We start from the raw sequence: 21,624 nt of genomic DNA, 5'->3' as shown, positions 1-21,624 counted from the left end.
AACCCCCTCTTTAGTTACCTTGAGAATGATATGTCTTCTGTGACCTCCTCCACCGGCCGCCGCTCCGCGCTGCTGATTGCCGGTATCCTGCTCATCGCCACCACCCTGCGCGTGGTCTTTACCGGCGCGGCGCCGCTGCTGGACGCGATTCGTAGCGACTATGGCCTGACCACCGCGCAGAGCGGGCTGCTCACCACCCTGCCGCTGCTGGCCTTTGGCCTTGTCTCGCCGCTGGCGGCAGGGGTTGCCCGCCGGTTCGGCATGGAGCGCAGCCTGTTGCTGGCGATGCTGCTGATCTGCGCCGGCATTGCCCTGCGCTCCCTGCCCTCCGCTGCATGGCTGTTTATCGGCACGGCGGTGATCGGTTGCGGCATTGCGCTGGGAAACGTGCTGCTGCCCGGGCTGATTAAACGGGATTTCTCGCAGCATGTCGCGCGGATGACCGGCGCCTATTCCCTGACGATGGGCGGCGCAGCGGCGCTAGGCTCGGCGCTGGTGGTCCCCGTGGCGATGGCCGGATTCGGCTGGCGCGGGGCGCTGCTGCTGATGATGATCTTTCCGCTGCTGGCGCTCCTCAGCTGGCTGCCGCAGTCCCGGCGTCAAACGGAGGCCCCGCTGACCGGCTCAGGCGCCATGCATAACCGGGGGATCTGGCGGTCGGCGCTGGCCTGGCAGGTGACGCTGTTCCTCGGCATCAACTCGCTGGTCTATTACGTGATTATCGGCTGGCTGCCGTCGATTCTGCAGAGTATGGGCTATAGCGAAGCGCAGGCCGGCTCGCTGCATGGCCTGCTGCAGCTGGCGACCGCTGCGCCCGGCCTGGCGATACCGCTGATCCTGCATCGGCTGCGCGACCAGCGCGGGATCGCGGTGCTGGTCGCCCTGATGTGCGCCATCAGCGCCGCCGGACTGTGGCTACTGCCAGGGCTGGCGATCGGCTGGACGCTGCTGTTCGGCTTTGGCTCCGGAGCCACGATGATCCTCGGCCTGACGTTTATCGGCCTGCGCGCCAGCTCGGCGCACCAGGCCGCGGCGCTGTCGGGGATGGCGCAGAGCGTCGGCTATCTGCTGGCCGCCTGCGGGCCGCCGCTGATGGGCAGGATCCACGATGCCAATGGCGACTGGCATATTCCGCTGCTGGCGGTGGCGCTGATTTCGCTGGTGATGGCGATCTGCGGCGCCCTCGCCGGGCGCGACCGGGAGATTCATCCCTGAAGATGACCGGCAGCGGGCGCTGCCGGTAGGGTTATTGTGCCGCGGCGCGCAGCAACGCCTGCACCAGCGGCGCAGGACGCCCGTCCAGCGCGTGGCGCTCATGCTGGAACAAGGTGGCGACAAAAAACGGGTGCGTCACCAGCTCGACGGCGCGGATCTCACCCTCTTCATCCCAGCCGGTGACGCGCAGATCGCCCTGCTCCAGCTCCGCGGCAAACGCGCTGTCCACACCGTAGCGGCAGTGGTAGCCCTCTTCAATGCTCTCCCGACCATAGGCGCGGGCAATCAGCGTATTCGCCCGCAGCTCGACGACTGCAGAAGCCTCCACCAGCGAGCAGCTGAGGGGCGCGATCACCATCCGCCCTTCGCTGTCGGTTTCCGCATGACCGGCATCCTGCCAGCCGAGCACGTTACGGGCGTATTCAATCACCGCGTGCTGAAAGCCGCCGCAGGTGCCGAGGAAAGGAATGCTGTTTTCACGGGCATAGCGGATAGCGGTAAACGCGCCTTCCGGGTGACGATACGGGCTGCCGGGAACGACCCAGACGGCATCGTACTCCGCCAGCGCGTCGCCGGAGGCGATCGACGGGGTGGCGAGCCAGTCATATTTCACCGGCTGCTCCAGCACGGCGGCAGCATCGTCTATTGCCAGGGGAATGGCCTGATGGGCAACAATATCGGGGTGATAATCGCCGACAAGGGCGAGGCGTAAAGGGGTTTTCATAGCAGGTTCCTTATGTCTGGACGAGACGAGCAGCACAAGGCACGTCAGGATAGCGATCCCCTCTGTGGAACACAATCCTTATTTTCACCCCACCGCCGTGGCCGGCGGGTGAGGTATACTGGAGCAAGCGCAAAAGGGAGAGAGGATGAAAAGTAAGCTTTTGGTCAGCGCCTGCCTGATGGGATTCCAGGTGCGATATAACGGTAGCGAGAAAGCGCAGCTGGCGGCGACCCTGTCCCGCTGGCAGCAGGCGGATCGTCTGGTGATCCACTGCCCGGAGCTGGCGGCCGGTCTGCCGACGCCCCGCCTGCCGGCGGAGATCGTCGACGGCGCCGGCGGCGATGTGCTTGCCGGGCGGGCGCGGATCGTGGAAAGCGACGGCCGCGACGTCACGGGACATTATCAGCTGGCTGCCTGGCTGGCGCTCAGCGCCGCCCGGGAAGCGGGCTGTCAGGCGGCGTTACTCACCGACGGCAGCCCCACCTGCGGCAGCCAGTTTATCTATGACGGTTCCTTTCGCGGGCGGCGCAAAGCGGGCGCCGGCGTGGCCGCCGAGCTGCTGCGCGCCCACGGCATCACGGTGTTTTCCGACGGGCAGATCCCGCAGTTGCTCGCCTGGATGGCACAGAGGGAGCAGGATGATGATTCAATGTAAACGGGTGTACGATCCGCAGGAAAGCAGCGACGGCTACCGGGTGCTGGTCGACCGTCTCTGGCCGCGGGGGATTAAAAAAGAGGCGCTGGCCTGTGATGAGTGGTGTAAAGAGTTAACGCCGTCCGCTGAGCTGCGGAAAGCCTTTCACGGCGAGGCGATCGATTTCGACCACTTCAGCCAGCACTATCGTCAGGAGCTCGACGCCCATCGCGACACGGGCCTGCGGCTGGCGGCGCTGGCGCAGCGCCAGACGCTGACGCTGCTGTACGCCGCGAAGAACACCGAGCAGAATCATGCCCGGGTGCTGGCCGCCTGGCTGGCGGCCCTGCCGGTTACGATTTAGCCGGATGGTCCCGGCGCCATAGCGCCCACTCATCGAGGGTTTCGCCGCTGGGCAGCTTGCACTGGGTGCTGACGCCCTGCGGCGTTTGCACCGGCACCCGGGTGCCGCCGGATTGCTGGCAGTAGACCGCCGCGGGATTGGGCATGCCGATGGTTTTCGTCGGCGCGGTGGGCTGCGGCTGGGCACAGCCGGCCAGCGCCAGGGGCAAAATAGCCAGTAACTTTTTCATCTTTTCTCCCTTTCTCCAATTCCCGGGGATTTTAGCCTGAATCTCCATGGTTTCTCCATCTTGCCTGCACTTTTCCCCCGTAGAGTAGCCCCTGTTCTCGAACTGACCAGAGAACAGATCATTCCATAATCAATGAGTTTTTCCCCGTCGCCCCCGACGGGGCTTTTTTTTGGGATTTAATAAATTGAAATAAAAGGATTTATTTCAAAAGTGTCCACATATCGACCACATTGACAAGAATAGCCCCCTTTCCAGGGGGCTATTTTTATACTGCAAGACTAAGTTGACTGTTCCCGTAATGAGAAGCCGGGAAAGCGTCGCCGGGGATGAATCCTGGCGGCAATGGATCTGCGCTGGTTGAGCGCTTCGTTACTCTGCGCTCTACGGTGTTAAGTGTCGTGAATGACTCACTGCATTCAAGATTCTGGCATTGATGATATTGCCGGATGGTGAACTCGCTTAACCGGCGGCTGGTGCGGGTACGGGCGTTTGCGCCGCAGTAGGGACAAACAAACATGATGATCTCCCATAGGGAGTTGAACTCACGCCTATTATGGCCGCTACTGTTCAGTTTCTGCAATCCAGTCGCTTATTTTCGCCTCAAGCTCCATTTTCGTGGTAAATCCATTATCACCGATCACATGTTCCGCTCTGGCAATGATCCAATCCTGATTATCGATTTCAGGCTTAAAGCCCGACACGTTCAGATGCATACCCGGATATAAATCGGCGCGGCCGCGCGCCAGGGTTATCGAAAACTGTGCCGCGCCTTTCTGGAGCTGTATCCATTTTGCCGCAGCTGCGCGCCTGGCCGCCGTTTCGTTCTGATAGGTTTTACGCAAAACATACACGTTACCTTCAGCGCCCTCCATGTAATCCCCCTCCGGCCGGCTGCTTTTCTCCTCAGCCTTTTTTCTGGCAGTATTTGTTTTGCGCTTAGTGACCTTGACCGGTTTTTTCTTGCCGAAATTAAGATCCAGCCAGTACGCCCGCACACCAGTGTAAGCATCACGATCGGCAATGCGGAACCTGTGACGATCTCCGCTGGCACGGGTTATCTCAGCCGATGGCAGCGCCCTACCGGATGCACTGACGCCGCCCCCAGGCAGGATAAACAGCAGACAGCCATTTTTCACGGTGGCAATGCCCCCCAACATCTCCGCCATGCGCGTTAAAAACGACATGTCGCTCTCTTCGGTCTGATCCGCATGGTCGATCTCAATGTCGATCAGGGCCTCGCTAATCATCGGCTTCAGGTCATAACGCCGGGCTATGGCCGATACCACCCGCTCTACCGTCACATCATGCCAGGACACCTCCCGCCTGACGTTCATCTCTTCGCGAAAATCAGCGCTGTGCGCGGTGATGTCGATTACATCCGGCGGCCCGCTATGCCCCACCTCGTCAACGGTGTAGAGACCTTTGTAGATCAACGCCTCACCCAGCCAGCCGATGGACACCGCCAGCTCCGCACCGCGTGGGGGTAAATCCGTTACTCCGTCAGAGTCATCTACTGACAGAGTTAGCTGATCAGCATCAAAACCGTTGTTATCTGTAACAGATAGCGAGGTGATGCGGTCGGCCAGTTCAGTCAGGGCGACCCCACCCAACGTGATACTAAAATCCGGTGTCTTTACGACCTCACTTAATTTTTCTAAATACCCTTCGGCTGCTGTTGTTAGCGTGTCTGCTATCGACATAACTCCCCCGTTTTTTGCTGATGATTCCATGCCCGCGCGCGGGGCTGAATCCCTTTTTGTTGTCAGCGAACGGGAAGACCGGCAACCAGGCGACGCCAGCAGATTTAACGTTGAATATTGCCCTGAACTCAAAGAGCAACATGATGGTGAACTTATGTCTGAAACTCGTTTTCACGGCGTCCGCTCTCGCGAAAATACCGACCTACAGCAGGCAATCAATGACATTGATTCCAGCGTGATTGGTATTGTTGCGGTTGCTGATGACGCCGATCCGGAAACCTTCCCGCTCAATACGCCGGTTCTGCTGACACGGGTACGTAACGTCCTCGGAAAGGCAGGTAAAACCGGGTCACTTTACAAAGTCCTCAAAGCCATTTCCGATCAGTGCAGCCCGCGCGTTGTAATTGTCCGGGTGAAAGAGGCTTCCGGTAACGGCGCCAGCCAGTCCCAGGCCGTTATTGGCGGAACAGATGGCGACAGCTATACGGGAATGTATGCCCTGCTGACGGCGGAAGCCAAAACCGGCTATCGTCCGCGCATCCTGGCGGTACCGGACTACGACACCGAGGAGGTAACGTCACAGCTTTGCGTGATTGCCCAGAATCTTCGGGCTTTTGTTTATGCCGGTTGTAACGGCTGCGCGACCATGGCGGAGGCTATTGCTTATCGCAAAACCTTCGCTTACCGCGAGCTGATGCTGATCTGGCCGGACTTCATCGCTTACAACCCCCTGACGGATGAAAACGAAACGTTTCCTGCCCCGGCATACGCCTGCGGCCTGCGCGCCGCTATTGATAACAGCCAGGGCTGGCACAAATCGCTGTCGAATGTTGTGGTGAATAACGTTCTGGGTATTTCGAAAGATGTGTTCTGGGCATTGCAGGCAGAAGACAGCGACGCTAACGAGCTGAACAACAACGAAATCACGACGCTTATCAAGCGTGACGGTTTCCGCTTCTGGGGTAACCGCACCACGGACACCGAAACCTACACTTTTGAGGTGTTTACCCGTACCGCGCAGATCCTGGCGGACAGTATTGCGGAGGCGCAATTTACCTCTGTTGACAGCCCGCTCACTCCGGCCAACGTGAAAGATGTGGTAAGCGGCATCCGCTCTGCTCTCAGCAAAAAAGTCACTGCCGGCCAGCTTATCGGCGCTGACTGCTGGTATGACACGCTGGATAACGGCACCACGGATTTGCGCCAGGGAAAACTGATTGTGCGCTATAGCTACAGCCCGGTCCCACCGCTTGAAGATCTGACGCTATACCAGACCTTTACTGATGATTTTTACGAACCGGCGTTCGCGTCGCTCGGGGGTGAATAATGGCTATTCCTCACAAACTGCGGCTTTTTAGCTGCTTTGTTAACGGCGACAACTATCTGGGAAAAGTGACCTCTTTCACTCGCCCCAAACTGTCACGAAAGGTAGAGGACTATCAGGGCGGTGGCATGCTGGGTGCGGTCGGTGTTGATCTCGGCCTTGAGGCTGGCGCGCTGGATTCCACCATTGTTTTTGGCGGCGTCATTAAGGCTCTGTTTCTCGAATACGGAGCAGAAATTGACGGCACGCGGCTGCGCTTTGCGGGTGAATATTTCACTGATGGCGAAAGCCAGCTTGTCGAGGTGGAGCTGCGCGGGCGATTTACTGAACTCGACGGTGGAGATTCAAAACAGGGAGAAGACACCGAGGAAAGCTACACCTTTAAATCCACCTACTACAAATTCTCCATAGATGATCAGCCCATTATCGAAATCGATCTGCTGAATTTCATCTACAAAAAGAACGGTCAGAACATGTTCCCGGACCGCATCACCTCTGCCCTTGGCATGGGCAATTGATAACCTTTAAGAGGGTGGCAACGATGCCGCCCGGAGATTTTAAACATGGCTAAAAAAACTAAAAACCTGTTCACGCTGATGCAGCCGGTAGTTCGTAAAGACAGTGAGATCGGTCAGGTGGAAATCACTGGCGCCATCAGTCAGGCCGGATCGTTGCGCGGCCTGAATCTTATCCGCGTTGCCAATATGGATGCAGACTCAATTGCCACGCTGTTGACGCGAGTCACCGCGCCTGCGCTGACACAAAAAGAAATCAACGAAATGCACACCCTGGACTTTATCGGGCTGGCAGAGCTTCTGGTCCCTTTCTTGAATCCGCCGGAGCCTGGAGCGTCGAACGTGGCGGAGACGGAGAGCGAGTAATCACCGTTGCGTTTGACCAGATAGACGATCTGGTTGCTGATATTGCCGTTATTTTTAACTGGCCGCCCTCTGAAGTTTTCGGCATGGATCTTGGCGAGGTGATAGCCTGGCGCAAGCGGGCGGCGCTTCGAAGTGGTGCCAGTGATGAAGAGCCTTGATATCCGCGTTGCTTTCAGCGCGATCGACAGATTTACCCGCCCCGTTAATGCTGCCCGCCAGAGTGCGGGCGGCCTATCCGACTCCCTCAGAAAAACACAATCCACCCTGAAAGGACTCGATAAGAGCAGTGCCACTTTTCAGCGAATGACCGCGGCCGTCGGCAAAACCGACCGTTCCATCTCACGTGCCCGTGCCCGCTTTGATGGCTTGTCAGAAGCGCAACGTAAAAACGGAACGCTGACGGAAAAACAGCAAATACTGATGTCCCGATTGGGTGAGCGGCTTGATCGGTTGACCGCAAAACGCGTGACGGAAGTGGCCCGCCTCCGTGAGAGTGCATCAGCCCTGCGCCAGCATGGCGTCATGCTTTCCGGTAGTAGCGCCACCATCGGTAACGCGATACGCCGCACAGAACAATACAACCAATCCCTTGAACGGGAAAAACGGCAACTTGCTGCGGTCACTCAAGCTCGTAAACGTTACGAGGGTGCGCAGCAGATGGCCGGAAAGTTGCGCTCTGGCGGTGCCATAGCATTAGGTACAGCAACCGCTGCCGGGTATGGGGCCGGACGCTTCCTGTCGCCTGCGGTTGGTTTTGATGAGGAAATGTCAAACGTCCAGGCGCTGACGCGGCTCGATAAAAGCGATTCGCAACTGGCCGCCCTGCGTGCTCAGGCAAAAAAACTCGGTGCTGAAACCGCCTTCACCACACGGGACGCCGCCAGCGGCCAGGCCTTTCTGGCAATGGCGGGATTCACACCAGATGCTATCCGTGCCGCACTGCCCGGCGTGCTCAATATGGCGCTGGCAGGCAGCATGGAACTGGGTGAAACGGCAGACATCGGCTCAAACATTCTTTCTCAGTTTTCCCTCGATGCCGGAGAAATGGACCGCGTCAGCGATGTGCTGACAGGTACATTTACCCGTACCAACACCACGCTTAGCAGCCTCGGCGAGACAATGAAAGTTGTCGGGCCGGTAGCCGCGGGACTAGGGATTAGCCTGGAAGAAGCCGCAGCTATGACCGGCACGCTGGCGCGCGTGGGTATTCGCGGTAGCGAGGCCGGTACTGCAATGCGTCGCTCCCTCTCCCGCCTGGCCTCCCCTACTACGGCAGCCCAAAAGGCACTCAAAGAGCTGGGAGTGGAAACTGCCGACGCGAGCGGAAAAATGCGACGTCCGTTCGATATTCTTCTCGATCTACAAAAACGCGTTTCCCGCTTTGGCGAGGTGGATCAGGTTTCATTTTTCAAAGATATCGCCGGAGAAGAGGGTTTTACGAGTCTCCAGTCTTTGGTCAACGGCGCAGGTGATGGCTACCTCCCGTCACTCTATGGACAAATTGCTGAAGCGCATAAAAATCAGGAGGCCTTCGCCGTCGCTAATAAGAAAAAAGACAACCTTGGCGGCGATTTGAAGGAGCTGGACAGCGCGTGGGAGGCGTTCCGCATTTCTGTAGCTGAGACAGTGGACGGCCCATTGCGCAGACTGACACAGGGGCTTAGCCGGGTTATTGGCACTGTTCAAAGCTGGGTAGAAGAAAACCCCAGACTTTCACAAACGTTGTTATTCGCCGGCGGGACTGCACTGGCACTGACCGCAGTAATTGGCGGTATGTCATTAGCTGCTGGTCTGCTGATAGGTCCGCTGGCGAAGCTCAGACTGGGGTTTGCGCTTCTCTCCGGCGGGAGCGGAATCGGAGGTACGGTATCAGCGTTCCGCATATTGAGTGCTGTGGGCAGCAGTTCACTGGCAAAAATTAGCGGATGGGGTGCTTTACTCAGCGGCCTGGCCGAACGCCTCGGCGTATTAACCAGATTGATGGTACCACTGCGCGGCGCGTTACTTGGCGCCTTTACCTCTCCGGGGACTGCTATCAGCACCCTGTCAAAAAGCATTGGCGGGCTGGCGATCCGACTAACGGGGATCCCTGCTCTCTTCAGCATTGTAAAAGGCGGAGTTGCGGCGCTGGGCGGCGGATTATCAATGCTGTTGAGCCCAATCGGTTTAGTGGGTGCTGCGTTTGTAGCGGCTGGGGTACTGATCTGGAAATCCTGGGGACCAATTAAAGCCTTCTTTAGCGGTTTTTTTACAGGCGTCATCCAGGGGTTAGCGCCAGTTCATAACGCATTTTCCCGGCTGGCGCCCGTTTTCGGACTCATTGGGGATGGCGTCAAAAACGTTTGGAATTGGTTTAAAAAAGTATTAACACCCGTTGAGGAGAGTCGCGCGGCGCTAAACAAGTGCGCCAGCGCCGGGCAGACCTTTGGAGAGGTACTGGGGACCGCACTTAGCGTACTGCTTTGGCCGCTTCAGAAGCTAATGGAAGGCGTCGGCTGGTTACTGGAGAAGCTCGATCTCATCCCCGATGGCATTGAAAGAGCCAGGCTGGAAGCGGCCAGACTCAGGGCTATTCCGGTTATGTGGGAATGGGATGAAAAATCCGGGCGCATGGTTAAAAGGGAGTGGCAATGGTCATCTGAAAAGCCTGCAAGCAAAGGCAGCGCCACGCCGCCCAATGTGCTCGGGGGCAACTCAGGAACAGAGCGGCGACTGGGCCAAATCGCAGATAACACTAAAGGCCTTTTAGATGAGGAAAAGCGAAAACGTATCGGGCCGGGTGACATTGTATTTAAAAATCTCCCCCCAGCCTTTGCAGTGCGTGGTGAATGGCAGGAATCGAGGCTTGTCCACCAGGCTGTCAGCGCTCGCCCGGTTATTGCCGCTGGCGAGCCATTAATTAAACAGACGCAGGCATGGCAACCGGTACACCGAAATAAAAGCACCTCCAAGGCGGCTGCGGCTTCAGATGGTAGTTTTTCCGGTGATATTCACGTTCATCTGCACGGCATTCAGAACAGCAATTCGCGCGAACTGGCGCGACTTGTTGGCGAAGCGGTACGCAAAGAAATTGAAAAACAGCAACGCGCTACCCGGGGTTCGTTCCGGGATAACGATTAATAAGGAGTAATAACTATGATGATGGTATTCGGACTTTTTGTATTTGAACTCAGGACACTGCCCTATCAGCAATTGCAGCTGTCCCGTAACTGGCGGCACGTTAAGAATGATCGCGTGGGCAGGAGCGCAAAATGGCAGTACGTTGGCGCAGGTGAGAACCAGCTGACGCTGGGTGGGTTGCTGTACCCTGAAATTACTGGCGGCAACCTGTCGCTGGGTGCTGTCTCAACAATGGCTTACACCGGGCTTGCCTGGCCTCTGATTGATGGCGTCGGTTCCATTTACGGGATGTATGTCATCACGGGGTTGCAGGAGACACATCAGGAGTTTGATCGCTATGGCAAATCTAAAAAGATAGAGTTTACGCTTTCATTACAGAGGGTTGATGAAGATATCCGGGAGCGGCTGCAAAGTTCCTCTGTTAGGGATCTAATGGGCACTATTAAGGAGGTAGCTGGAACAACGCTGGATATAGCTCAAGTGACGCTGGAGAGCCTCTAACAATGAGAAGAACAATTACTTCTGATTGTTAGTTTATTCAAACATAACCGGTAGAGATAACTGAATGTAATTTAACAATTATTCAACAATGCTTTTCATATCATCGTACATCCAAGCCGGCATCAAAGCCTTAACAGGGCGCATTAATAATCAGTAACACTATTTTTTTGCATTCTTATAACTTTTTGATTCTGAAATCTAGTTTACGAACAAACGAAACGGTGCTTATATATAAAGCATTGTAGTTAACATGCCTTTTTTCATAAGTTCAGTCCATTAGAGGGGTTTCTAAATGGATGTTGAAATCAGTCACTGTAACAATATTGATTACGCCCGTATCATACTTTCAGAAAATAAGCTAAACATTAAATTTGCACCAAATGGTACTGGCAAGAGTACCGTTTCTCGCGCGATACTACATAGCGTTGTTGGCGATATACAAAGTCTTAATGCCCTTCTTCCCTTTAAGCTTCGTGCATCAAATCCGTCAAATTTCATACCAAGTGTGCGCGGTGCAGAAATTATTCGCGAAGTGATGTGTTTTGATGAAAAGTATGTTTCACAGTTCACCTTCCAGCCTAACGAGTTAATTAGCAACAGCTTTGACATTTTTATCAAAACTGAAGCTTACAGTCAGACCGAGAGCGAGATAGAAGCTATGGTCATGGCAATTCGGCAAGAGTTTACCAATAACAATGAACTGGAATTATTCATTACCCATCTTCAAGAACTTAGTGGTGCTTTTAAGCTAACTAGCAGGGGTCTTTCGAGAGCCTCTACAGGTATGAGAGGACTGTCTGGCGGTAATAAGCTTCAACACATCCCTCCAGGGCTTGAAGGGTATCAACCATTTATACAAAGCGCACGTAACGTAGAGTGGATTGAATGGCAAACTAAAGGATATGAAAACTTCTCAGAACTTTCAGACGATTGCTGCCCTTTTTGTACAGGCAATTCACACGATAAAATAGAACAAATACGTAAAGTTAGTGATGAATACGACAAAGCTGTTATTAAAAACCTCGTTGTTATTATCAATGCCATTGAAAAACTTGGTGAGTATTTTCATGACGATGCTCGGGCTCGCCTCAAGGAAATAACAACTTTACAGGGCGGACTTGAACAGCGACATGAAGACTATCTTCTAACAATTAAGCGACAGACAGACAGCCTCCTGACTTTACTAAACTCTTTGAAAATTCTTAATAGTTTTTCATTCGAAGATGGAAGCAATGTGCGAGCTTCTTTAGCAGCCTATCGACTGGACCTGCAGTTTTTTTCTGAACTTCAGTCCGACAGAACTAAGCAAATAGTTGATCGTCTCAATGCTTCTCTAGATACACTTATGGCTCAAGCTGGTCAGCTTCAGGGAAAAATCAACATACAGCGTGCCGGTATGAACAGGTTGATATTGAAGCACATGACCGATATCAATACATTCCTTTCATATGCAGGATATAGGTATCAAGTAGACATATCTGGTGACGGTTCTGAGTGTAGACTAAAACTGCGACACGTTGATCATGAGCATCACCTTAGTGGCGGCAGCCAACACCTCAGTTATGGCGAACGCAATGCCTTTGCGATCGTTCTGTTTATGTATGAGTGTCTAGCACGTAAACCCGATCTTATAATATTAGATGATCCCATATCATCGTTCGATAAGAATAAAAAATTTGCCATCCTTGAGATGCTTTTTCGTCGGAATACAGGGGAATGCTTAAAAAACCTCACAGTATTAATGTTGACACATGATGTAGAACCCATTATTGATACGCTGAAATCAGTCCGACAGATGTTTAATAATCAGGTTATGGCATCATACTTACGTTATAGCGCAGGAATTATTACAGAATTGCCAATCCGCGAGAGCGATATAATGACTTTTGCGCAAATCTGCAAGGCTGTAACTGAATCAAACTGTGACGACCTGATAAAACTGATTTACCTTCGCCGACATTATGAGATCATTGACGAGCGTGGCGACGCATATCAGGTACTCTCAAATCTTTTTCACCGTCGAGCTGAACCCATCGATTCACGTGAGGAGGTAGAGGACGGTGCTGGTTATCCTAAAATGGATTCAGTTAAGTTTCAAATAGGCTGCGATACCATCGCTGAACGTATTTCTGGTTTTGACTACGCAAAAATACTTGAGATGGTGACAACTCCTGACTATATAAGAGCCCTTTATCAAAACTGTAGGACCGGGTATGAAAAACTACAAGTTTTCAGGCTATTAGAACCAGAAATTGATAACCGAGTGATTCGTAAGTTTATCAATGAGACTTATCACATCGAAAACGAATTCATTTGCCAGCTCGACCCAGTAAGGTTTGATCTGATCCCTGAGTACGTAATTTTAGAATGTGACAAACTCCTTACCACACCGTTCTCATCCGCAAATGATGAGATAGAGCAGGAGATAGCTTAGCTATGACTATTTAATAATTTTTTCTTGAAGTCAGTCTTTTACACTCGATAGGTAGACTCTAATTATGATTTAATTCAGAACGGAGTTCTGCTTTCACTACCTTATCTTTTCAATTATCGCCAGAGCACCATTTGATCGTTAATTTAAATAATTGCGGCATAAGGTCTTCTTGGTAAAAAACCATAAGGAGTTTTAAAATGTCAAATAACTATGAACTTATAGCTAAAGCAATTAGAGAGAAGTTACAGATAACAGCTGTATACCAAGGTCACTATCGGGAAATGTGCCCGCATGCACTTGGGAAAAAAAAAGGTAGGCAGCAAGCGTTGTTTTATCAATTCGGAGGTAGCAGCAGTAAAGGTCAGGTAACTCCAAACTCACCTTCCAATTGGCGTTGCATACCCATTGATGGGTTGACTGAGATCAAGTTACAAACGGGGGAATGGCATACAGCACAAAATCATAGCCAAGCACAAACATGCATTGACATAATAGACATCGAAGTTCAAATTTAAATATACCACCTCCCGATATCCACGTGAATTTCGCATTTAACCACCTTAAGGGAGGCGGCCCTCCCTTTATTTTAACATGTCACCCAATGTATTTAATTGACATAGCTATCGTAAGGTTCTTCAACTACCAAGAAAATAAATTTATTGCCACCATAGATTATTAACTAATAACTTACCATGTCAGCCTCACTCACCAAAAACACTAAAAATCTCTCAGCTGAAATAAAACAGACTTTAATGATTCCAAATTATGATGAACGTTTCCACATACATATAGAGAAATATTCGTTCGTCACATCTATTGCTTTGTTCTCTGACGCCTTCAGGCCTGCTGCATCAACATAAGTTCCCTCAGTCAGCGCCAACGGGCCACTTTTCTGGTTATCTGTTCCGTGGGTAGTGTTCGGATCCCACGTGGCTCCTGGAGACCTGTCCCCCGAACGGTGCCAGTGTGGAGGCAAATTATCGGCTTCAAGCTTCACCTTGTTCCTTCCGCCGGTAACGCCATACTGAGAACTAATCCTGACAACCCTATCAGCAAAGGTTTCGCTTAAATCCGTCCACGTCTGCCAGGGGAAACGCTCTGCTGGGCTTTTTTCACCTGAAATGATGATCCCAACGTAAAAAATAGCGTCAACAATAGCCCTATAAGCCGCTCCGTCGCTGTTGAGTCCCAGCGCCTTCAGGGCTTCGGATGTATCGCTCAGATCGGAAAGATTATTTTCTTTCTGAAGTGCGCCGGTTATGCGCGAGTCATCCCCCGCAGCTACCATTCCCGTCTCGGTGCCCACGTCCCGCGTAGCTGAGTTACCCAGTTCAAGATTATCCCTGGCCTCTTTGGGATCGTTTAAATCAGAAAGATTTTGTGCTCGCCGCAGATAGCGTTTATCACCTGTTTCCTGCGTGAGTGTGGCAAGCGCCGGATCGATAACAAGCTGCACGTTTGAGCTGTGCGTCAGCGTCAACACCAGCGTCAGAATGATCTCTTTGATAATGGAATCCGATTGCGCCGGGAGGTATGTCGCCGGGTATGTGCCGTAAGCGATGAGCGTACCCTTAGCGCTGACCAGCCCCGCTTCTCTGAGCGTTTTACCCGGATAATCCTGGCAGTTGATAACGATCTGCCCGCTGATAAACCCCTCATAGCTTGAATCAGAGTCAAAGGTTTCACGGCCAAACTGTCCAAAAAGCGCCGTCACCGCCGCCAGCTCATCGGGATCAGCCGGCAATGTCACGCCGCCACCATCGCCGATCAGCACGGAGGTAATATCCACCACCTCCCCCGCCTGATACGCGGCCTCGATTTCGGCGGCGCCCGCCGTGGTTAGTGTCAGTCCCGTGGCCATTATACCTCCTCACTTTTTGTTTCTGGCTCAATGCCGTACACGCTGGCAAGTTGATCATAAAAATCATCACTCACGGTCTTGCGGTCAGCATCGATATCGCCTTCATCAAGATAAATCACACCAGCGATCTGAAGCCGGTTCAGGTGTTCCAGGAAAAACGCATCGGTCTGACAAAAGTCGATCAGGCTTTTTAATTGATTGAATGTTTTCATAGTTTGTTCGTTATCCAGTTGCCGGGTAAATCGTCGTAATCGTCCAGGCCCGCACACGCATAAAACGCGTAATAGTGCGCGGTGACGTTCGGCACTTTGCCCATAAATAGCAGGCCTTTGCCGGCGAGTAATGCGCAGCTCCTGAATATTGCCGTTGTGGTGACAATCTCCGGGTAACTCGCAAGATTAAATATCGTGTTAACATCGCTGTGTAATGACGCACAGCCGTCAAACAGATAACCCACCGTCGTTACCGCCGTGGTGTTGAGTAATCCCGCCCCGACGACTTCCAGCGCACTGCATTCCGAAAAGACATTCGTGAATACCGTGGCACTTATGCTGGCGGCAAAAAGACCGGCTGGCACTGAGCGCAGGTTTTTACAGCCCCTGAAAGTCTGGCCGTAAGAGGTCACCAGCGGGTTGCCGCTGAACAGGTTTTCCGGTATTTCCTCCACGCCGGTATTCTGGAACGTGGCGCCAAACGAGGTAATAAGAGAGCAGGACGCGAACAGCGTCGGCGGAATATTTACCAGTGAGGTGCAACCGTAAAACGTCGATCCGGCGCCGGACAGAAGAATGTTGTTTTTCAGCAAATCGCCAGGCAATAACGCCAGTGAGGTGCAGCCCGAGAATGTCAGCGTTAACGAAGTGAGATTGATGCAACCATCAAGCAGGCCGGATGGTAGCGAGATGAGTGCAGTACAATCCCGGAAAGTCGATCCCATGCCTTTCAAGGACACCATGTCGCTGAATAGTTGTTTTGGCAGTCCAGCCAGCGCGGAGCACTTTTCGAACAAGAAATCGACGGCTGTCACTTTGGCGCAACCGGCAAACATATCTCCCGCGAGAGAAACCAGAGAGCGGCAACCTGAAAACGTATAGCCCAGGCTGGTTAACGCGCTACATCCCCGAAATGCGCCGTTCCCCACAGAAACCAGCGAAGTACAGTTTACAAAAGCGTATGTGAATGTCGTTACCAGCGCTTTCTCAGCAAAAGCATCAGCATCAATTTTCGTGAGCGATCCACAGTTAGCAAAAGCGTATGAGAAAGTGGTGACTTTCGCGCAGTCAGCAAAGGACGGGAGCGCTGTCAGGCTGCTGCACCCATAAAACGTACTGGCAAAGGTCGTCACCTCTACGCAGCCGCTGAAAATATCTTTCGCTACAGTTTCAAGAGAGCGGCAGCTGTAAAATGCAGAGGCGAATGTCTGCGCCTGGCTGCACCCGGCAAATAAACCCGCGCCGACCGTTTTCAGCGAACTGCAACCAGAAAAGACTGTCCCGAAATAGGTGACTTTCGACAGACCTGCAAACAGACCGGCAGGAACAGAAAGAAGCTGCGAACAGCCAGTGAATGCACCGCCAAAATGATTCGCTTCAGAACATGTTTTAAACAGGTTGGCGGGAATTGCCGTCAGTGCCGTGCAATTCTGGAATACGCCGGTGAATGCGCCGCCCGGAACATCCGCAAACATATCAGCAGGCAAGACAAGAAGATTTTTACACGCCCTGAAGCTATAAGAGAATGTCCCTGCTGAACCGCATCCTGTAAATATTCCCGTGCCGATATTTGCAAACATTGAGCAACCATCAAACGCGTAACTGAAATTCACCGCAGATACACAGCTGTGGAACAGATTATTGCCGATACTGATCAGGCCGGTGCAGCCTGCAAATACCGATGAGAAGTCGATCGCATCAGGCTGGTTTGCAAATAGCCCCGATGGAACCTCAGTAAGCGATGTACACCCTCTGAATGCGTCTGAAAAATCCTCTATCTTCATGCGAGAAAACAACGATGCCGGAATACCTGCAAGCGACGAGCAGTTGGTAAAAATATTTTTGCAGTTATTCACGTTTGGCAAATCGTCAAATGCTCCGGGACGAATAGCCATTAATCCGGTGGTATCCAAAGCGAACCCTGAAAGATGACCTCTTTCCCCTGTAACACTAATCAATTCCACAACAGGGTTCAGTTTCGAAGAATAGTTAGATAAACGGCTGCGCAGACAGGCGGTTTCCGTGTTCTTAACCGTGATGGTGTATTCCTTTCCCTGTACTAATTCACGTGTAGGAATAACCCAACCTGAAGCTTCACTGGCGGGATCGAAACGGTAGTCCCGGCTGTCAATGCCGTCGCCATAGTCAACCGTGAAACCCTCGTCCATATGAGCAAAGAATATTGGCCTGGTTGCACTGTCGATGCGGGTAATGAACTTCATTACCGCGACCACTTTTATGCTGATTACCGCACTGACGCCATTAGTCGTCGTAACGGTGACCGAACAGGTACCTCGCTTCATGCCCGTAACCAGAATATCGCCGTTGACTATTCTGGCGGTCGCGATTGTTTGATCCGATGTAGTTACCGTAAAGGTTTTATCTTCCGCGTATTCGGGGAGAATTGTCACCGTGACCCTTTCCGCGTCCCCGGGGGCCAGATTCAGCTCGTAGCGGGATAAAACCACCTGCAACGGGACAAAGCGCGGCGTGATTTTCTCCGTGGCGTACATGTAACCGGCCGCATACGAGGTTCCCTGAAGTCGGCCAAATACATGAACGGAAAACCAGCTGCGCAGATTCCTGGCGCGCAGCACCGCCAGTTTTAGATCCTGCTGGTCGTATTCCGTCACCGGCAAATCGTTCTGATACACGTTCAGGCGAAAGGTATACGGATCCCCTTTCGGGTTCTGATTGAACCATTCAACAATATCCGTCCCGAAAGGACTGTCCACCAGGGCATGACGGACGGCGGCGACCGTACCACGATGGCGGTGGATGTAGTGGGCGCGCTTGATCGCATCGCGTTTCTTTTGTTCTGACCAGTTAATATTCCAGGTATCAACCTGATATTCCCACGCCAGCCACGGCAGCAGCGCCAGCGGGCAACTGTCCGGATCTTTAACCCAACGGATCAGATATACCGGCAACCTCTCCAGTGCGGCGGCGCTGGCCCTGTCTATGGCCCGTTCCACGGCGGTGGCGTTGGGTGGCAGAATGCTGGCGGGATAATTAGCGGTCATAGTCCATCACCACAAGATTGATTTTCACAGAGGTGCAATGAGGCGCTTCGCCCATCGTCGCAACGACGTCGGCGGCCGGTGAATGCAAATCGACGGTAACAACGCCGTCCTGATGCAGCGCCCCGTCTATGCCCGACCGTGCAGCGGTGGCGTTGATAAGATGCACAGAGGCGGTGTATTCGTTCAGTGCTGCGGTGGCTTTTTCCAGCACCGTGGCGGTGTCCACGCCGTAAGGGACGTAAATGTCAGCAACCACCTGATAATTCACAATCACGGCGGAACGGACATAATCAGCCACATAATCCGTAATCGGGCGCACGTCCTCCGGATTCACCGCTGCCAGGACTTTATCGAGCAAAGCCTGCGGGGCGGTTCCATCCCCGGTGCGTGACAGCACGTAGAGGAAAACGCGGCCCTCCTGGTTATGTGTTTCAGGGCCATAGGCGCGCACGTCGAGCACATCCGCATCAGCCCCGCGCGCAAAATAGTGATAGGCATTACGGGCACCCGCCGTGCTCAGGCGCGCCCATGAGAGCAGCGTGCGGGCGCGCAGCTCTTCGTCACTTTCGTATAAGGCGTCCGCCTCGTCGGTGGCTTCAGTAATCAGCAGACGTTCAGTGTCAAAATTACCCGAGACCTGATCGAGATCCGCCCCCAGGGCGCTGGAAAGCAGCACCGCTCGAACGGCTTCATTGATGCGTTGCAGCAGATGGATCTCGTGATAGGTGAAGGCCTGAGCCAGTGCCGCCATCGGTTCAGATTCCAGCAACAGCGCAGCAGACACAGAAGCCTGAAGTTCCGCAGGCATGGCCGCCACGATAAGCGCCCGGATATCAGCCAGCACCGTTTCAAAATCGGGCACCTCGACGATATCAGGCTGCGGGATCTGAGATAAATCGACGGACGTTTGCACACTAGCTCCTTAACCTGATGGTATTGCTGGTTTCTGTCATGGTTTCCGTGATGGTCCCGCTCAGCTCGGCGGTCACTGCGCCTGTTTCTGAAAACACCACGTTGACGGTGGTCAGGCTGATCCGCGGCTCCCACTGCGCCAGCGCGATAGCGGCGGCGCCCATCAGCTGCATGCGGGTGACGGCGTTCTGCGGCGCATCGAGCAAATCAGGGATCGCGCTGCCAAACTCCCGGCGCATCACACGGGAGCCTGTTGGCGTGGTGAGGATTTTTGTCACGGACTGCCAGAGCTGATCGTGATCGGTCAGCGCGCCGGTGCCTTCCGGGTTCATCCCGGTATAACTGGCTGTCATTGCGGGTCTCCCGTGGTACTCCCGCCAGACTGCACGCCACCGTGTTTATGTTCGTGTACGGTGATCCCGTTTGACTGCAACACGCCGCCGGAGTGGATCACATCACCGGCCATCGTTCCGCCGTGGGTCAGTTCGAAAGTGCGAGCTTTAAGTTTTTCTGTGCATTCCACCTCGGGCGCGTCCAGCGTGACGCGGGTTTCTGCCTGGATATGCGCGGTTTTAATGCCGGTAACGGACAGCGCTCCGGCATCGGCGGCAGCGTCGTAATGCAGGCGCGCGCCATCAGGTGCGGTGATGCTGATTTCCAGCAGACTGCTGCCCGTTGGCGGGTTATCTGCGCTGTATGCAGAGCCAATCACAAACGCGTTTTCAGGGTTGCCGCCCGGGCAACCTATCCAGACCTGCTCCCCTATGGAGGGCGGCAGCCAGATGCTGAACGCCCCGGCGCGGGTGACATTCCAGCGGATCCAGGTGGTCAGCAACCTGCCGGAGCGAACGCGCACCGCTTTCTTGTCGGCGCTGATTTGCTCCACCACACCCTGGCGCAGAATGTTTTCCAGCAGGCGCATCAGTTCGGCATTCATGACGCACCGCCCAGACTGCTGATAACGGCGTTTTCCGTAGCGATCAGGTCTGCCGGGGTCATGCCCAGCAGTTCGCGCGCAGGGTACTGCGCGTAAGCGCCCGGGCCAACTTCATCCTGGAGGCCGTACTGGTGAATACGGGCAATGCGCGCGGCGATGCCATCAAATCCTACGGTGACGCCGCCCGCGTCCGGTCTGACTTTCATAAAACGCAGGGTGCGCAGGCGGGTAAACATCGGCGCTTTTTTTGTCTCTGTCTGCGTCGCTGATTGCGTTTTGATTTCCAGATAGCGCTCGATATCGGCCCGGTAGAAGGTGCGTATACCGCTGCGTTTCTCATCAAAGCCCGTGATTGTCCGGCCATATTTACCGCGCCCGCCCCGCCAGTTTTTCAGCGCCCGGACCTCATTATTCCAGACGAACTTGATCCCCTGCTGGGTGCGGTAAACTTTGCGGCGGCGTGCCGTGTAGCGCCTGCCGTCCGGGTTTTTCTGTGATGCGATGCGGCGTTGTTGACTACGGCGCAATGCCAGACCAATTTTGCGCGCAGTACGGGTGCGCCCCGCCGGGCTGACGCCGTCGAGAATGTCCTGAAAGACCTGATCCAGCTCGCTGAACATCCGATCGCTCACGCTCCGGCCTCCTGAAGCATGCCTTCAAATACCAGCCCCCAGCCTGTGGCGTGGGGGGCCAGCACGTGCGGGCGCGGCTCCGGCAAATGCTCGGCGCACGGCACGCCGTTTTCATCCAGTTGAACCAGTACCCGCTGACGCACCGGCAGCTCAAACATCAGATCGGCGGTGTCGTCGTTGTTAATCAGTGTGGTGAATTTTATCTGCTGGTTTTTATCCGGGTTCAGCAGCAGATCGGGCTGATTAAACCAGAGCCAGGCCATCAGCGGCAGCGTGAAGTCGTCAATGCTCCCGGCGTAGTTCATGACGAACAGCACCAGAGAATAGCGATACATGAGAGACGGTGTTTCACCGGTGGTTTCAATGCCACCCTCTTCAACAAACACCGTCCAGGCTTCCGGGTTCGCCCGGCACCAGGTGTTTGCTTTCTCTATGGCGGCGCGGAGTGTGTTTATCTTCAGCATTTATGGCTCCTTTCGGGTGTTCTGGCGCAGCCTGTCCCACTGGCGGATCGCCGCTTTGTCAGCATTGCAGGCATCAAGCGCATCCATCAGCCTGTCGCTGAATATCGCCACCGCGCCCCAGGTCACTGGCTTATCCAGCGCCGGGCGTGGTGTCTCTTCGGTCAGACTCTCCGGGACGGGTTCACGGACCAGCTGAATGACCGGCGCGGGCGGCGCGTTTTTGCAGGCTGCGACTGACAGCGTCAGGCACAGGAGTAACAGCGCACGCGTCACCATTGAACGCAGCCTGCATTGCTTCACGTCGGCGCTCCCCTTCTGCATTACGCTGTTGCTCACGGACTTTCACCTCTGCCAGTAACTTATGGGTTTGTATGGCGGTCGCTTTCACTTCCTGGATAACCTGGTCGTAACCGGTCGCCGTTTCGGTCAGCAACTTGTTGCGGGTCCTGGCCTCGCT

The 21,624-nt window shown here is 54.0% G+C and carries 24 protein-coding genes; 11 read left to right on the top strand and 13 right to left on the bottom strand.

Features of this window, described 5'->3' with window-relative positions; genetic code table 11:
* The first annotated feature begins 39 nt into the window (after positions 1-39).
* Complete coding sequence (locus tag CE636_RS25925; protein ID WP_164852398.1) at positions 40-1,215, top strand: CynX/NimT family MFS transporter; 1,176 nt, start codon at positions 40-42, stop codon at positions 1,213-1,215.
* Positions 1,216-1,246: 31 nt separating this feature from the next.
* On the opposite strand, the gene CE636_RS25920 is transcribed toward CE636_RS25925, so the two are convergent.
* The gene (locus CE636_RS25920; protein ID WP_004203741.1) at positions 1,247-1,939 is read right to left on the bottom strand and encodes a CTP synthase; all 693 of its coding nucleotides are present in this window, start codon (positions 1,937-1,939) and stop codon (positions 1,247-1,249) included.
* Positions 1,940-2,084: 145 nt separating this feature from the next.
* Between CE636_RS25920 and CE636_RS25915 the strand changes: the two genes are divergently transcribed.
* Both CE636_RS25915 and CE636_RS25910 read left to right on the top strand, forming a co-directional pair.
* Positions 2,085-2,594, top strand: a complete 510-nt coding sequence (locus CE636_RS25915; RefSeq protein WP_004203740.1) for a DUF523 domain-containing protein — start codon at positions 2,085-2,087, stop codon at positions 2,592-2,594.
* Positions 2,595-2,598: 4 nt separating this feature from the next.
* Positions 2,599-2,937, top strand: coding sequence for a DUF488 domain-containing protein (locus CE636_RS25910; RefSeq protein ID WP_074186551.1), 339 nt, complete (start codon positions 2,599-2,601; stop codon positions 2,935-2,937).
* On the opposite strand, the gene CE636_RS25905 is transcribed toward CE636_RS25910, so the two are convergent.
* The 3 genes from CE636_RS25905 to CE636_RS25895 form a co-directional block, all read right to left on the bottom strand.
* Complete coding sequence (locus CE636_RS25905) at positions 2,927-3,166, bottom strand: DUF333 domain-containing protein (RefSeq protein ID WP_004203736.1); 240 nt, start codon at positions 3,164-3,166, stop codon at positions 2,927-2,929. The genes CE636_RS25910 and CE636_RS25905 overlap by 11 nt on opposite strands.
* 265 nt (positions 3,167-3,431) lie before the next feature.
* On the bottom strand, positions 3,432-3,683 hold the full coding sequence (locus CE636_RS25900) for an ogr/Delta-like zinc finger family protein (protein WP_004213128.1): 252 nt from the start codon (positions 3,681-3,683) through the stop codon (positions 3,432-3,434).
* Positions 3,684-3,726: 43 nt separating this feature from the next.
* A complete protein-coding gene (locus CE636_RS25895) occupies positions 3,727-4,866 on the bottom strand; it encodes a phage late control D family protein (protein ID WP_017898615.1) in 1,140 nt (379 codons plus the stop codon).
* A 154-nt stretch (positions 4,867-5,020) separates the two neighbouring features.
* On the opposite strand from CE636_RS25895, the gene CE636_RS25890 reads away from it, so the two are divergent.
* The 8 genes from CE636_RS25890 (at position 5,021) to CE636_RS25855 (ending at position 13,641) form a co-directional block, all read left to right on the top strand.
* On the top strand, positions 5,021-6,193 hold the full coding sequence (locus CE636_RS25890; RefSeq protein ID WP_017898616.1) for a phage tail sheath family protein: 1,173 nt from the start codon (positions 5,021-5,023) through the stop codon (positions 6,191-6,193).
* The gene (locus tag CE636_RS25885; RefSeq protein ID WP_004216461.1) at positions 6,193-6,708 is read left to right on the top strand and encodes a phage major tail tube protein; all 516 of its coding nucleotides are present in this window, start codon (positions 6,193-6,195) and stop codon (positions 6,706-6,708) included. The genes CE636_RS25890 and CE636_RS25885 overlap by 1 nt, the downstream gene beginning before the upstream one ends.
* A 45-nt stretch (positions 6,709-6,753) precedes the next feature.
* Positions 6,754-7,071 (top strand): hypothetical protein, encoded by a 318-nt coding sequence (locus CE636_RS25880; protein WP_004131585.1) that lies wholly within the window; start codon positions 6,754-6,756, stop codon positions 7,069-7,071.
* On the top strand, positions 7,071-7,229 hold the full coding sequence (locus tag CE636_RS25875; RefSeq protein ID WP_075604421.1) for a GpE family phage tail protein: 159 nt from the start codon (positions 7,071-7,073) through the stop codon (positions 7,227-7,229). The genes CE636_RS25880 and CE636_RS25875 overlap by 1 nt, the downstream gene beginning before the upstream one ends.
* Positions 7,216-10,191 (top strand): phage tail tape measure protein, encoded by a 2,976-nt coding sequence (locus CE636_RS25870; protein WP_025999082.1) that lies wholly within the window; start codon positions 7,216-7,218, stop codon positions 10,189-10,191. Before CE636_RS25875 ends, CE636_RS25870 begins: the two co-directional genes overlap by 14 nt.
* 15 nt (positions 10,192-10,206) lie before the next feature.
* Positions 10,207-10,692, top strand: a complete 486-nt coding sequence (locus CE636_RS25865) for a phage tail protein (RefSeq protein ID WP_017898617.1) — start codon at positions 10,207-10,209, stop codon at positions 10,690-10,692.
* Between the two features lie 292 nt (positions 10,693-10,984).
* On the top strand, positions 10,985-13,126 hold the full coding sequence (locus tag CE636_RS25860; RefSeq protein WP_020480995.1) for a hypothetical protein: 2,142 nt from the start codon (positions 10,985-10,987) through the stop codon (positions 13,124-13,126).
* Between the two features lie 197 nt (positions 13,127-13,323).
* Positions 13,324-13,641 (top strand): hypothetical protein, encoded by a 318-nt coding sequence (locus CE636_RS25855; protein ID WP_017898620.1) that lies wholly within the window; start codon positions 13,324-13,326, stop codon positions 13,639-13,641.
* Between the two features lie 248 nt (positions 13,642-13,889).
* Here CE636_RS25855 and CE636_RS25850 read toward each other — a convergent pair whose 3' ends face one another.
* The 9 genes from CE636_RS25850 to CE636_RS29460 are packed head-to-tail and all read right to left on the bottom strand — an operon-like array spanning position 13,890 to position 21,503.
* Positions 13,890-14,987 carry a phage tail protein gene (locus CE636_RS25850; protein ID WP_017898621.1) on the bottom strand — a complete coding sequence of 366 codons (1,098 nt, stop codon included), beginning with the start codon at positions 14,985-14,987 and terminating at the stop codon, positions 13,890-13,892.
* On the bottom strand, positions 14,987-15,199 hold the full coding sequence (locus tag CE636_RS25845; RefSeq protein ID WP_009486478.1) for a hypothetical protein: 213 nt from the start codon (positions 15,197-15,199) through the stop codon (positions 14,987-14,989). The genes CE636_RS25850 and CE636_RS25845 overlap by 1 nt, the downstream gene beginning before the upstream one ends.
* Positions 15,196-18,222 (bottom strand): phage tail protein I, encoded by a 3,027-nt coding sequence (locus CE636_RS25840; RefSeq protein WP_017898622.1) that lies wholly within the window; start codon positions 18,220-18,222, stop codon positions 15,196-15,198. Before CE636_RS25840 ends, CE636_RS25845 begins: the two co-directional genes overlap by 4 nt.
* The gene (locus CE636_RS25835) at positions 18,212-19,135 is read right to left on the bottom strand and encodes a baseplate assembly protein (protein WP_017898623.1); all 924 of its coding nucleotides are present in this window, start codon (positions 19,133-19,135) and stop codon (positions 18,212-18,214) included. Before CE636_RS25835 ends, CE636_RS25840 begins: the two co-directional genes overlap by 11 nt.
* A 1-nt stretch (position 19,136) precedes the next feature.
* The gene (locus CE636_RS25830) at positions 19,137-19,487 is read right to left on the bottom strand and encodes a GPW/gp25 family protein (RefSeq protein ID WP_017898624.1); all 351 of its coding nucleotides are present in this window, start codon (positions 19,485-19,487) and stop codon (positions 19,137-19,139) included.
* Positions 19,484-20,071 carry a phage baseplate assembly protein V gene (locus CE636_RS25825; RefSeq protein ID WP_017898625.1) on the bottom strand — a complete coding sequence of 196 codons (588 nt, stop codon included), beginning with the start codon at positions 20,069-20,071 and terminating at the stop codon, positions 19,484-19,486. Before CE636_RS25825 ends, CE636_RS25830 begins: the two co-directional genes overlap by 4 nt.
* On the bottom strand, positions 20,068-20,703 hold the full coding sequence (locus CE636_RS25820; RefSeq protein ID WP_004213114.1) for a phage virion morphogenesis protein: 636 nt from the start codon (positions 20,701-20,703) through the stop codon (positions 20,068-20,070). Before CE636_RS25820 ends, CE636_RS25825 begins: the two co-directional genes overlap by 4 nt.
* The gene (locus tag CE636_RS25815) at positions 20,700-21,167 is read right to left on the bottom strand and encodes a phage tail protein (protein WP_017898626.1); all 468 of its coding nucleotides are present in this window, start codon (positions 21,165-21,167) and stop codon (positions 20,700-20,702) included. Before CE636_RS25815 ends, CE636_RS25820 begins: the two co-directional genes overlap by 4 nt.
* A complete protein-coding gene (locus CE636_RS29460; RefSeq protein ID WP_164852341.1) occupies positions 21,168-21,503 on the bottom strand; it encodes a peptidase in 336 nt (111 codons plus the stop codon). It abuts the gene before it with no gap.
* Between the last annotated feature and the right edge of the window lie 121 nt (positions 21,504-21,624).

The organism is Klebsiella sp. LY (assembly GCF_004010915.1).
Classification (GTDB): domain Bacteria; phylum Pseudomonadota; class Gammaproteobacteria; order Enterobacterales; family Enterobacteriaceae; genus Klebsiella; species Klebsiella quasipneumoniae.
The sequence above is the reverse complement of the archived record's forward strand: the minus strand, read 5'-3'. Positions and strand labels throughout refer to the sequence as shown.

Bases quoted from the DNA above. Each gene is read 5' to 3' on its own strand.
- CE636_RS25915 (WP_004203740.1), top strand. From the start codon at position 2,085: ATGAAAAGTAAGCTTTTGGTCAGCGCCTGCCTGATGGGATTCCAGGTG.
- CE636_RS25815 (WP_017898626.1), bottom strand. From the start codon at position 21,167: ATGCTGAAGATAAACACACTCCGCGCCGCCATAGAGAAAGCAAACACC.
- CE636_RS25920 (WP_004203741.1), bottom strand. From the start codon at position 1,939: ATGAAAACCCCTTTACGCCTCGCCCTTGTCGGCGATTATCACCCCGAT.
- CE636_RS25895 (WP_017898615.1), bottom strand. From the start codon at position 4,866: ATGTCGATAGCAGACACGCTAACAACAGCAGCCGAAGGGTATTTAGAA.
- CE636_RS25865 (WP_017898617.1), top strand. From the start codon at position 10,207: ATGATGATGGTATTCGGACTTTTTGTATTTGAACTCAGGACACTGCCC.
- CE636_RS25840 (WP_017898622.1), bottom strand. From the start codon at position 18,222: ATGACCGCTAATTATCCCGCCAGCATTCTGCCACCCAACGCCACCGCC.
- CE636_RS25880 (WP_004131585.1), top strand. From the start codon at position 6,754: ATGGCTAAAAAAACTAAAAACCTGTTCACGCTGATGCAGCCGGTAGTT.
- CE636_RS25890 (WP_017898616.1), top strand. From the start codon at position 5,021: ATGTCTGAAACTCGTTTTCACGGCGTCCGCTCTCGCGAAAATACCGAC.
- CE636_RS25850 (WP_017898621.1), bottom strand. From the start codon at position 14,987: ATGGCCACGGGACTGACACTAACCACGGCGGGCGCCGCCGAAATCGAG.
- CE636_RS25830 (WP_017898624.1), bottom strand. From the start codon at position 19,487: ATGACAGCCAGTTATACCGGGATGAACCCGGAAGGCACCGGCGCGCTG.
- CE636_RS25845 (WP_009486478.1), bottom strand. From the start codon at position 15,199: ATGAAAACATTCAATCAATTAAAAAGCCTGATCGACTTTTGTCAGACC.
- CE636_RS25860 (WP_020480995.1), top strand. From the start codon at position 10,985: ATGGATGTTGAAATCAGTCACTGTAACAATATTGATTACGCCCGTATC.
- CE636_RS25870 (WP_025999082.1), top strand. From the start codon at position 7,216: ATGAAGAGCCTTGATATCCGCGTTGCTTTCAGCGCGATCGACAGATTT.
- CE636_RS25885 (WP_004216461.1), top strand. From the start codon at position 6,193: ATGGCTATTCCTCACAAACTGCGGCTTTTTAGCTGCTTTGTTAACGGC.
- CE636_RS25825 (WP_017898625.1), bottom strand. From the start codon at position 20,071: ATGAATGCCGAACTGATGCGCCTGCTGGAAAACATTCTGCGCCAGGGT.
- CE636_RS25855 (WP_017898620.1), top strand. From the start codon at position 13,324: ATGTCAAATAACTATGAACTTATAGCTAAAGCAATTAGAGAGAAGTTA.
- CE636_RS25905 (WP_004203736.1), bottom strand. From the start codon at position 3,166: ATGAAAAAGTTACTGGCTATTTTGCCCCTGGCGCTGGCCGGCTGTGCC.
- CE636_RS25900 (WP_004213128.1), bottom strand. From the start codon at position 3,683: ATGTTTGTTTGTCCCTACTGCGGCGCAAACGCCCGTACCCGCACCAGC.